At 67.3% G+C, this 587-nt stretch carries 1 protein-coding gene; it reads right to left on the reverse strand.

Annotated features, from left to right (window positions below):
- Nucleotides 1–487 (reverse strand): cytochrome C (locus tag KDM41_18635; GenBank protein MCB1185441.1); only part of this gene is annotated, 487 nt, incomplete at its 3' end.
- Nucleotides 488–587: the final 100 nt, after the last annotated feature.

Below are 587 nucleotides of genomic sequence, written 5' to 3' on the forward strand. Positions count from 1 at the left end.
CGGTGTGCAGGCCGAAGAAGCTGAGCGTTCCCACCAGCAGGCCGGACATGAGCGTGTAGGACCAGTAGATCTCGGGGAACTTCTTCGCGTCGCGATGATCGCCGTGCGGGTGGTACTCCACGAAGTTCGTGGACGCGTCCGGATGGCACTGACTGCACGTCGCCACGAGGTTCCGCGCGTTCACGGTGGACTTCACGTCGCTGGCCGGCAGGTTCGAGTGCGGCGTGTGGCAGTCGCTGCACTTCGCGGTGAGCTCCCCGCCGAGCCGGGTGACCTTGCCGTGGTAGGTCTCGAAGTAGGTCTCGTAGAGGCGCTCGTGGCAGTGCCCGCATTCCTCCACCACGTGGGCCTTCCAGGGCTCGTTCACGGGCGCGATCTCGTGCGCCGAGTGGCAGTTCGTGCAGACGGGCGCGCCGTGCCCTTCGTCGTTCTTCTTGCCTTCCGCGAGAGCGACGCCGTGGGCGCTCACGTCGTACAGCTCGGACACGCCGGTGTGGCACCCCCCGCACGTGGTGGGGATGTTCGCGGGATTGACCGAGGACGCCGGTTCCTCCGAGGGAAGGATCCGGTGGGCGCGGTGGCAGTCG

The organism is bacterium (assembly GCA_020440705.1).
Lineage (GTDB): Bacteria > Krumholzibacteriota > Krumholzibacteriia > LZORAL124-64-63 > LZORAL124-64-63 > JAGRNP01.